Origin of the sequence: Chryseobacterium lathyri, from assembly GCF_003290185.1 — a bacterium.
GTDB lineage: Bacteria > Bacteroidota > Bacteroidia > Flavobacteriales > Weeksellaceae > Chryseobacterium > Chryseobacterium lathyri.
Genome location: NZ_QNFY01000004.1, coordinates 12,928 through 24,206 on the forward strand (window position 1 = coordinate 12,928; position 11,279 = coordinate 24,206).

Below are 11,279 nucleotides of genomic sequence, written 5' to 3' on the forward strand. Positions count from 1 at the left end.
AATCCTCAAATGAGAATTTTATAAAGTAGATCTAATATTTACCTGAACTACTCAGCCCAGGTCATAGGAATATACACAGTAATATACCCGTCTGCATCTACCTGAGCGTCCGATACAGTCCCTGTTACGGAACCATAACCGGCCCAACCGCCTTGTCCCTGCATAGCCGAAAAAGTATACGTTCCTGCCGGAATTCCCTCATTATATGCTGGAAGAGCCTGGAAACCGCCCCCATAATACGTGTCATAAACTTCCCCTGTAACCGTATTCTCAGCCAGGAAGCTTCCTACATCGTAATTTCCTGAAAGGGACTTCGTACCATCCAGGTTGACAATACCGAATCTTAGCTTATAAGTTTGAGTCTTTGAAGCCTGTTTAGAGGTTTCAGAATGTGTCTGGGTCTGAACATCAGATATCATATCATTGTTTGAACATGATAAAGCCGTAACAGCCAAGGCCACAAAAGCCATTGTTTTAAAAATTGTCATTTTCATAATAAAGTAATTTGGTTCTTCCAAAAGTAACCAATTCATATGAATTGAATAAAAACTTTTAATGAACTTAAAATTACATCCATGCACCGTTCAATAAGCTAAAGCAACCTGAAAATATTTTCAGTTTTATCAAAAAAATTATCACTTTAACATTTCTTAACTAAATTTTGGCTTCATAATTGAAAATAAATAGGAAGTCACTGCCGTCTGGCGAAGACTACTTATTAAAATTTGAATTATGAAAAAGATAGTATTAGCAGGTTTTTTATCAGTCTTTTTACTGACAGCCTGCAAAAAGGACGAAAGGACAGCTGAAAAATCTCTGGAAGAGCAGAAACTTGAATTTCAGGCAAGACAGCTTGAAATAGAAAAGCAAAAGCTGGCTATCGAGAAAGAAAAAATAGTGTATGAAGCACAGAAAAAGGCAGACAGCATTGCTGAAAGTAAAAAATCTCAGGCAGCTGCAGCCAATAATTCAAAGCCTCAGATCATAAGAGAAACCAGAACAGTATATAGAGACAGAGGATCAAACTCTAATTCAGGAGGCGGAAACTATGCAGATAATGGAAGCAGTTCTTCCCAAGGAACCACTGCCACTCAAAAGAAAGGATGGAGTAAAGCAGCCAAAGGAACCGCTATTGGGGCTGTAGGTGGCGCCGCAGTAGGAGCCATTGTTGCTAAGAAAAACAGAGGTCTTGGAGCCGTGATTGGTGGTGTAGTAGGTGGTGCAACCGGTTATACGATTGGTAGGGCTGGAGACAGAAAAGACGGAAGGGTTCAACCACGTTAATTAATATTTTCACGATAACATTTAAAGATTGCTTATTTTTAAGCAATCTTTTTTTATGATGCTACTTTTATTTTCTTCGGTTCTCATTCTTTCAGTACTCGCAGGCTGGGGGAAAGTCATGGAAAACTTCTTTGGCTCTCTAACCGGAGGTATTTCAGGTAGCATTTCAACCGGAATATTAGGACTCAGCCTTATATGGACTGTTCTTGCATTTTTTATTCCTATTAATATATATGTAGAAATTCCTTTTATACTTGCTGGAATTTTCTTCTTTTTCAAAAAGAAATTGCACTTAGAATTTCATCATTTTTCCAAGAAAGACATCTTTTTAATCGGCGGTATTTCACTGATCATTTTATACAGCAGTTCTTTTTATCCTTATATATTGGATCATTTCGGGTATTATGTTCCAACCATCAAATGGCTTACGGAATATGGTCTCGTAAAAGGTATTTCCAATCTGGATTTTACATTAGGGCAAATGTCCGTATGGCATATTTTTCAGGCAGGGTTCTCCGGATTTTCAGATCCTTTTCTAAGAATTAATGCCATTCTTCTGATCACTTATACTTTTTATATTTTTGAGAAGAAGATTTGGGTCCAGCTGTGTTTTATCCCTATACTCTTACTCTTCTCACAGTCACCAAGCCCTGATCTTCCTGTTATTACTTTATCATTGATTATTTTAAACGAAATCATGACAGGAAACAAAAATATCAGTCTTCTTTTTGCTTATGCTGTTTTTGTTTTTTCGATAAAACCTACCATGATATGGCTCCCATTACTGGTATTCCTTTGTTCTGTATTCATTTTTAAACCCAATTATAAAAACTGGATCTTAGGAACCGGGATTCTTATTTTGTTCTTTATCAAAAATATATGGACCTTCGGATATCCTGTATTTCCTGTTGCCATAGGTGATTTTGGATTCACCTGGAAACCCAATCCGGAAGTCTTAAAAATTTCATCACAATATGCTCTTCAGAAGACATACGATATGCAGTACAGCTACGAAGAAATTCAAAAATTCTCTTTTTATGATGCAGTCAGAAACTGGTTTACCTTGGAAGGAATTAAATCAAAAATCAACCTGATCTTCATTTTAAGCCTAGCCGTTTTCTCTGTTTTTGCCTTCATTAAAAAGAAAAAAATCATTAGCCTTGTCTGCATTTCCTTATTGATAAAAAGTATACTGGTATTAGCTTTTTCTGCACAATACCGTTTTTTTCTTGATGTATTTTTCGTGATCGCTTTTATCCTGTTTATTCATTTCAGTAAAAAAAAATCACTTGCTTTTTTCTTCGCCTCAAGTGTATTGGTGATCGGGACTTTAAGTTTCCCCAATTTCATCCGTCAGTATATTCCGAGTTTCAGGCCGGGAAATTTTATGGCCGGATTGAAAAAAGAACAACTGTATGAGCCTTCAACTTATCATTATAATAAGTTTGAAACTTTCAAAACGGGAAATTTAAAATTCAATGTATCAAAGGATTACCCTTTTAATTTTGACACCTCCCTTCCTGCAATTTCAGCAAGTTATATTTTTGATGATGCAAAAGCAGGAATCTTCCCTCAATATATTGATGAAAAAAATATCAAAAAAGGATTCATCTGGAAAAAACTTACACCGGACGAAAAAAAGGAAGTACAGAACATTATCCATATTATCAAAAACACTAATAAATAGAACAAATCCAGAAACTTTATTATCTGAAGAAAAATAGGTAATTTTGTAACATGTTCAATACATTAGGTAATCTTCTCAGTCTTACAACATTTGGAGAAAGTCACGGTGTGGCTTACGGCGGTATCATTAATAATTTTCCTGCAGGTTTAACGGTAGATTTCGATAAAATTCAATATGAATTGGATCGTAGAAAGCCGGGCCAGTCTGCGATTGTTACTCAAAGAAAAGAAAGTGATACGGTAAAGTTTCTTTCAGGGATCTTTGAAGGAAAAACGACAGGTACCCCAATCGGTTTTATTATAGAAAATGAAAATCAGAAGTCTAAGGACTATGATCATATCGCAGATTCATACCGCCCGAGTCATGCAGATTTTACGTATGACCAGAAATTTGGTATCAGAGACTATCGCGGCGGCGGAAAATCTTCAGCAAGAGAAACGATCAATTGGGTTGTTGCAGGAGCATTGGCTAAACAGCTTTTATCCGGTATCGAGATCAATGCTTATGTTTCTTCCGTAGGCGATATTTTCTGTGAAAAACCATATCAGGCTTTAGACTTTTCAAAAACGGAAAGTAATGATGTGCGCTGTCCGGATGCTGAAACTGCAGAAAGAATGATCGAAAGAATTAAAGAGATCAAGAAAGAAGGCAATACCATCGGCGGAACAGTGACTTGCGTAATCAAAAACGTTCCTGTAGGAATTGGAGAGCCTATATTTTCCAAGCTTCAGGCCGAGTTGGGCAAAGCTATGCTGAATATCAATGCCTGCAAAGGATTCGAATACGGAAGCGGCTTCTGCGGTGCTAAAATGACAGGAAAAGAGCATAATGATGCTTTCAATACAGATTTCACCACAAAATCTAATCTTTCAGGAGGAATCCAGGGAGGAATTTCCAACGGAATGGATATTTATTTCCGTGCTGCGTTTAAACCAGTCGCTACTATTTTAAGACCTCAGGATAGTGTCGACAAATACGGAAACCCTGTCATTGTAGAAGGAAAAGGACGTCATGACCCATGTGTAGTGCCAAGAGCCGTTCCTGTTGTGGAAAGCTTAGCGGCATTTGTACTGGCCGACCTGTTTTTGATCAATAAAACAAGAAACATCAATAATTTTTAATATAAATATTGGGTAATGAAAAATTACTGGGATCAGGGAATTTCTTTTGAAGAATATATCCGCATCGGAAGAGAAAGATTAGAAAATCCTTCCAACCAACAGGAAATAGAATATAAACAATACTATGAACTCGGGCTTCAGAGAATGGACAGAACGCTGAAAAAGTATGTTCCGGATGAAGAACAGGTAAAAGAATTGGCTTCTAAGAATTTTGACGGAAAAATACTGATCATTTCAGAAGCATGGTGCGGCGATGCCAGCGCTACGGTTCCTGCTCTTGTTACTTTTTTCGAAGGGCATAACGATGTGAGAATCTTCCTTAGAGACAGTGACAAAAGTCTGATCAACCAATACCTGACCAACGGTACAGAATCTATCCCTAAAGTGCTCATTCTGGATAAAGATTTCAATGTAAAGAATTCGTGGGGACCGCGTCCGAAATACGGATACGAATTATTAATGAAACATAAAGCAGATCCGGAAGCTTACCCAAAAGATAGCTTTTATAACGACCTGCAGCTGTATTATGCTAAAAACAGAGGCAAGGATGCCGTTCAGGAGATTTTAGAATTACTATAATATCAATTGAATTCCATAAGGCGAAAATTAACAGTAAATATTAACGCATGAAAAAGAATATCATATATCTTGTCCTTATCATCATTATCGGTGTCGTCGCTTTTGTCCCGGGAGTAAAAGAATACCTGAGAGATCAGTTCTTCCCGATCGCGACCATCGAAAATGCCGTACATGTAAGCGAAGAAGATTATGACATTGAACTGAAAGGAATCAATGTACCGAGTACCAATCTTAAAACATTTAGGAACAAACCTGTTTTCCTTAATTTCTGGGGAACATGGTGCCCGCCATGCAGAAAAGAATGGCCCAGCATTCAAAAATTATATAATTCCAGAAAGGGAAATGTAGACTTTATTCTTATTGCCATGAACGACAAGGAAGAGGATGTAAAAAAGTTTTTAAAAGAAAATAATTATTCCGTTCCTGTCTATATTGCACAAAGCCCTATTTCTGAAAAAATTCTTCCCAAAGTATTCCCTACTACTTTTCTTATTGATAAGCACGGAAGAATCATCATTAAAGAAGATGCCTCCAGAGATTGGAACACAGAAACTGTACATCAGTTCATTGACAATATCATCAAGTAATTATTTTAACTAAATTTTATAATTTATTGGTATAGAATTTGCGAAATTTACTACGTTGAAAAATTTATTAAAACTAAACACAAAATGAAATATTCAAAATTGAATCTTGCAAAAGAAGCGATCAGCCATAAAGGCTTCGTTAAAAAAATTCCTGACATCTTCAGAATGGTCAAGTTATGGAGAAAAGGAGAATACCCGATGAGATCTATCGATATCATCCTTCCTCTTCTGGGACTTTTATACGTAATTTCTCCTATTGACATACTTCCTGAATTTGCCGTTCCTGTTTTAGGGGTTATGGATGACCTGGCAGTATTGTCACTGACAATCCCAAAGCTTATCAAAGAAGTGGATAAATTTTTACTGTGGGAAGCAGAACAAAGGCTGAACGGCACTAAAATTATCGATGCAGAAATTGTAAAATAATAATTACAGAAATATTTTTAAACCATCCTGAAACATTTCAGGATGGTTTTTTATTGACAAATGGTTGATAAATTTTTAAGCCTTGTTTCAAATCATTAAATTTGCAATATCTAATAAAAAATAATGGAAAGTAAAAAAGAATTTTTCTTAGAGTGCTACAAGCTGGGCATCATCAAATTCGGAAGGTTTACCTTAAAAAGCGGTATCGAAAGTCCGTTCTATGTGGACCTGAGACCTTTGGCTTCAGATCCTAAAATCCTAAAGAATCTGGCTAATTATTTGTTGGAAATGCTTCCACTAGATAATTTTGATTTAATCTGCGGAGTACCTTATGCAGCCCTTCCGATGGCTACTGCGATGTCTTTGGAAAGCTATATTCCATTAATTATTAAAAGAAAAGAGGCCAAAAGCTACGGAACGAAAAAACTGATCGAAGGAATCTACCAGAAAGGGCAGAACTGTCTTTTGGTGGAAGATGTGATCACTTCCGGAAAATCTCTTGTAGAGACTATTGCAGAGGTAGAGCAGGAAGATCTTAAAGTAGCTGACATCGTTGTGGTTCTTGACAGAGAGCAGGGTGGAAAACAGTTGTTGGAAAGTAAAGGATACAGAGTTCATACCCTTTTCAATATTTCAGAAGTTTGTTCTATTCTTCAGGAAAATGGAGAACTTTCTGATGAAGAAGTAAAAAGAATCCAGGATTTCCTTCAGGGAAACCATATTCAGTTTGAAGAAAAGACGAGAAGTTCTTACGAACAGAAGTTAGAGCATGCACAACATTCGGTTTCTAAAAAACTGTTGGAAACCGCTTTGGCAAAAAAATCAAATCTTATTGCCTCTGCAGATGTTACCACAACCCAGGAGCTGCTTGATCTTGCTGAAAAAGTAGGCCCTCATGTTATTGCATTAAAAACACATATCGATATCATTTCAGATTTTGAATACGAAAAAACAATTGTTCCTTTAAAAGCATTAGCTGAAAAACACCAGTTTTTATTAATGGAGGACAGAAAGTTTGCAGATATCGGTAATACGCAGGAACTCCAATTCACCAGCGGCGTATTTAAAATTACAGACTGGGCAGATTTCGTTACTTCACAGGTGATCGGAGGATTTGAATCTCTGGACTGCTTCAAAAATGTAGGCGTTGTCGCAATCGTAGGAATGTCTTCCAAGGGAGCTCTCACTACGGCAAGCTATCGTGAAGAGGCTCTGAAAGTGGCACTGTCACATCCAAATGTGATCGGAGGAGTATCACAAAATCAGATTCCTGAAGAGCTGTTACTTTTTACTCCGGGTGTTAATCTTGCAGATTCAGGGGACGGAAAAGGACAACAGTACAATACTCCTGAACATGTTTTCAAAATGCTTCACTCCGACTTCATCATCGTAGGAAGAGGAATTTATAAGGCTGAAGATCCTGAAACCGCTGCCATTACTTATAAAAATGAGGGCTGGAATGCGTATGTTAATTCTTTGCAAAAAAACGTTTTTCAGGGCTAAAATCCTGCTGGATATATTCAAAATAAGTTTATATTTGGGCTTTATCACAGGATTTTGAAAAAGATTACGACTTGCCTTGTTTTGTTTTGGGGAATTGTACAGGTTTCCGGGCAAAAAGACAGTATATACATTGAAGCTAAATTATCTACCGACAGAAAGACGCTGGAGGTTAACCAGGAAATTGTGTATTACAATCATTCCGACAAAGACCTGCAATCGGTAAAGCTTCTCAATTGGGTTGCTGCTTATAACAAAAAAGGAACATCACTGGTATACAGAAAGCTGGAAGACAGGAATAGTGATCTTCATTTTGCAAAAAATAATCAGCTGGGTACACTTCTGGATTTGCAAATTAAAAATTCTGCACAGCCTGTTTCAGTGAATTCCACATCGGATGAGAATCTTTTTCTTCCCCTGAAAGAGGCTTTAAAGCCTGGCGAAAGTGTCAAATTACAGCTTCAGTATAAAATGCACCTTCCCGATAAGAAATTTACGGGTTATGGTACTTCAGATAAAATCACTGCATTAAAATATTTCTTTATTGTTCCGGATCATTTTGATCCGGACAATATTTCCAAAAGAAACTATCATGATATTGAGGAATCGGTAAGCTTCAATACTTTCTGGACCGTCAATTTTGACCTTCCTCCTAACAGTTTTATAGAAAGTAATCTGCTACAGATCCAGATGAATGCATTTAAAGGTTACCTTGATTCTGATCCTGAATTTGTAATCTCGCAGAACGGGCTACCTTCTATAAAAGTAAATGTGGATGGAGCCGATACCGAGATCAAGTTCGGTTATAATCTAAAACCGGAAGAAAAACAAAATCTTGAATTTTACCTGCCTCTGCATTTGAAGTTCATCAAAGAAAAAATAGGATTCCTTCCAAAAAACCTCTTTATTTCGGAAAAATTTAAATCTTCGGAAGATTTTTTCGGGAGTAATGATATCTCTTTCTGGAAATTCAGATTTCAGCTGTTCACTGACTCCGAAAAAACAGATCTTGATTATTTTGGAATCATTGCAAAAAAAATACTTGACGAAAGCATTATTGCGGATAAACAGAAAGATCACTGGTTTAAAAACGGTTTGAAATCTTACCTGGAAATCCAGTATCTCCAAAAGTTCTATAAGGAAACCAAGCTATTGGGCACGCTTCCGGAAACCCGTATTTTTGGGGTAAAGCCATTAAAATTATTCCATGCATCCAAAGTAAAATTGATTGACCGTTACGGACTGGCCTATCAATACATCATGTCCCAGAACCTGGACCAGAAGATCAGCGAGAACTTTACGGTTTTGAGCAACTTTAATGACATGGCGGTCAGCAGTTTTGAAACGGGAAGCCTTTTTAATTATACCGCCGAGAAAATGGGGTATGATCAGTTCAATAACATTCTTAAAGATTATATTTCCAAAAATACAGACAAGAAAATTGAACCGGAGGAATTTCTTAAAGAACTCGCTGAAAAAGACAAAACATCAGGATATCTCACCAATTTTTTAAAACAAAAAAACAGGGCTAACTTCAGACTGAAAAATGTCAGAAAGCAGGATGATTCTTTGAATATCAAAATTGGTAAAAATATAGATTCTCCTATTCCTGTACGGCTTGAAACGCAGACCAGCGAAGGCGAGGTAAAATCTTATTGGGTAGAAACAAAGGAAAACGAAAGAATCACCAATTTTGCTCTTCCTGCTTCGGAAGATATCCACAAAGTGACTCTAAACTCGGATTATATTTTCCCCGAATCTAAATACCGGGATAATTTTTTATATGCAAAAGGTTTTTTTTCAAATGCAAAAAAAATAAAATTTAAACTTATCAAGGATATTCCAAATCCTGAATACAACGAAGTATACATCAGTCCAAGGGTACGTTTTAATAATACATATGATAAATTCCTTTTGGGTGTTAACTTAAAAAACCAATCTTTTTTCGACCAGAAGTTCTTGTACTCATTTACACCTACTTACAGTACCGGAACCGGAAAACTAACCGGATCAGGTGCTATCTCCTACTCTTTCCTTCCGGCTGAAGGTGTTTTCAGAAGTATTACTTTTGGAGTATCAGGTTCTTATTTCCATTATGATTACGGACTGGCTTACAGGAAAGGTTCCATATTTTCCAATTTCAACTTCAGGAAAAATCCAAGAAGTACGGTAAGCAGAAGCTTAGGGTTTTCTTACAATTATTTAGAAAGGGATCTCAGTCCTAAAATGATCGCTAACAAAGATTATGACAAATATAATCTCTGGAGCGCAGGCTATGGGTATAGCGACAGCCAGATGATCCATGAAAAAAGCTTAAGCTTAAGCACTCAGGGTATGGAAGATTTCAATAAAATAACTGCTGAAGGCTTTTACAGATGGGAATTTGCTCCAAAGCAAAAGTTAAGCGTTAGATTATTTGCCGGTTATTTTATAAGAAACGAGACCCGGAATAATACGTTCAACTATGGAATCTCAAGGGTATCCAATTATTCTTTCTCTTACAATCTGTTGGGGGAAAGTGCTAACAGTGGTCTTCTGTCACAGCAGTTTATCCTGGCTGACGGAGGTTTTAAATCCTTCATCCCGGGATCTGTCAATCAGTGGATTACTTCTTTTAACGTAGATTCCAGTGTTTGGAAGATATTTCATGTGTATGCAGACGCAGGGATCTATAAAAATAAAAACCGCCCTGCAGAGTTTATCTGGGACAGTGGTATTAAAGTAAAGCTTATTCCTGATTTCCTTGAAATATATTTCCCGATCCAGTCCTCCTTAGGCTTTGAACCTTCTTTCAAGGATTACGCAAAACGCATCAGATATACTTTAGTACTTAATCTCGGTGCGGTTATCAATGCTGCGAGAAGGGGATGGTATTAAAATAAAAAAGCAACCGTAAAACAGCTGCTTCTTTTAACATGTTATATTGAAAACTAACTTTTGCTTTAAATTAAACTTCATTGAATACAAAGTATTTTTAAATGAATTCTTCTTTTTTCTATTTAGTACACATCAAATACAATACCACAAAAATTAAAATATTCAAAAAAATATACGATATCCATCTTTAAATATTAAAGAAAATTCCAGATTGGATATGATTATAAAAAAGCTCCGGCCATTTCTGCGAAATGGCCGGAGCTCATATTAATAAAGAAACTAAAATTAGTCTTTTAAAATTTTCTGTGATACAGGTTCGTTATTTACAGTTCCTGTAACGATGTAGCTTCCTTTTGCCAGTTCATCAACATTCACAGTTTCATTTTCTTTTACAGAAAGAGATTTTACAACTTGTCCGAACATATTAAAGATTTTTACATCTTTACAATTTTTCGCAAAATTAATCTCTGATTTAACAAAGGTATTTTTAACTAAGCTATATTTTGATGCTGAGAAATCAATTGTAGATAAAGATCCGTTTTGGATTAAAGAAAACTCATCAAAACTAGCAGTAGAATTATTATAAGCACGTACTTGCAATTGGAACTGTGCTGCAGATGCCGGAGAAGTAAAAGTTACTGTTTTTTGAGTCCAAACACTTACTTTAGCTAAATAACCATTATTATTTCTCAATGGATCTGTTGATGCATCACTTGTCAAATAGACAGGTGCTGCAGAAGCGTCTAAAAAGCAAGACCAAATTCTGGCTCCATTCCCACTACCAGACGACTTATACCAAAAACTAACGACATATTGGGTATTGGCACTGATAGGAATGTTTTGATAAAAACCATTTGTTGCTGTTGCTACATATTTAGCATAATTTAGTCCTTGGTATGGAGTATCCGTTTCAACAGTAGGTAATGTATAAGAAGTTCCTGTACCAGCTGTCCAGCTGCTAACCCCACTTTCAAAACTCGGGTTTTGAACTAAATTCTGAGAAAATCCGAAAACACATGAAGTGATTCCCAAAATAGTAAAGATTTTTTTCATTATAAAAAGTTTTAAATTTATGAGTTAAAAGTACAAAAAAACCATCACTATATAAAAGTGGCAAGACATAATTAACAATTAATTAAAGTCAATTTTTTAACAATCTTTCGGGAAACCTTACTACCATTACTATTTCCTATTGTGAAATAAATCTCTTGCCAAAGA

Annotated in this window: 10 protein-coding genes; 8 read left to right on the top strand and 2 right to left on the bottom strand. The window is 36.2% G+C overall.

What is annotated here, in order from left to right:
- Positions 1-47: 47 nt before the first annotated feature.
- A complete protein-coding gene (locus DRF61_RS06075; protein WP_111955626.1) occupies positions 48-494 on the bottom strand; it encodes a hypothetical protein in 447 nt (148 codons plus the stop codon).
- 238 nt (positions 495-732) lie between these two features.
- Between DRF61_RS06075 and DRF61_RS06080 the strand changes: the two genes are divergently transcribed.
- The 8 genes from DRF61_RS06080 (at position 733) to DRF61_RS06115 (ending at position 10,061) form a co-directional block, all read left to right on the top strand.
- Positions 733-1,284 carry a glycine zipper domain-containing protein gene (locus tag DRF61_RS06080; protein ID WP_111955113.1) on the top strand — a complete coding sequence of 184 codons (552 nt, stop codon included), beginning with the start codon at positions 733-735 and terminating at the stop codon, positions 1,282-1,284.
- A gap of 55 nt (positions 1,285-1,339) precedes the next feature.
- Positions 1,340-2,971, top strand: a complete 1,632-nt coding sequence (locus tag DRF61_RS06085) for an LIC_10190 family membrane protein (RefSeq protein WP_111955115.1) — start codon at positions 1,340-1,342, stop codon at positions 2,969-2,971.
- A gap of 50 nt (positions 2,972-3,021) precedes the next feature.
- Positions 3,022-4,092, top strand: a complete 1,071-nt coding sequence (gene aroC, locus DRF61_RS06090; RefSeq protein WP_111955117.1) for a chorismate synthase — start codon at positions 3,022-3,024, stop codon at positions 4,090-4,092.
- A gap of 15 nt (positions 4,093-4,107) precedes the next feature.
- Complete coding sequence (locus DRF61_RS06095) at positions 4,108-4,671, top strand: thioredoxin family protein (protein WP_111955119.1); 564 nt, start codon at positions 4,108-4,110, stop codon at positions 4,669-4,671.
- A gap of 47 nt (positions 4,672-4,718) precedes the next feature.
- Positions 4,719-5,258 carry a TlpA family protein disulfide reductase gene (locus DRF61_RS06100; protein ID WP_111955121.1) on the top strand — a complete coding sequence of 180 codons (540 nt, stop codon included), beginning with the start codon at positions 4,719-4,721 and terminating at the stop codon, positions 5,256-5,258.
- A gap of 84 nt (positions 5,259-5,342) precedes the next feature.
- Positions 5,343-5,684: a YkvA family protein gene (locus tag DRF61_RS06105; RefSeq protein ID WP_111955123.1), complete on the top strand. Its 342-nt coding sequence runs from the start codon at positions 5,343-5,345 to the stop codon at positions 5,682-5,684.
- Positions 5,685-5,807: 123 nt separating this feature from the next.
- Entirely contained in the window at positions 5,808-7,187 is a 1,380-nt protein-coding gene (pyrF, locus tag DRF61_RS06110) for an orotidine-5'-phosphate decarboxylase (protein WP_111955125.1), read from the top strand.
- A gap of 54 nt (positions 7,188-7,241) precedes the next feature.
- Entirely contained in the window at positions 7,242-10,061 is a 2,820-nt protein-coding gene (locus tag DRF61_RS06115; protein WP_228452675.1) for an aminopeptidase, read from the top strand.
- 285 nt (positions 10,062-10,346) lie between these two features.
- Here the strand turns inward: DRF61_RS06115 and DRF61_RS06120 are convergent, their stop codons facing one another.
- Positions 10,347-11,114 carry a T9SS type A sorting domain-containing protein gene (locus tag DRF61_RS06120; RefSeq protein WP_111955129.1) on the bottom strand — a complete coding sequence of 256 codons (768 nt, stop codon included), beginning with the start codon at positions 11,112-11,114 and terminating at the stop codon, positions 10,347-10,349.
- Positions 11,115-11,279: the final 165 nt, after the last annotated feature.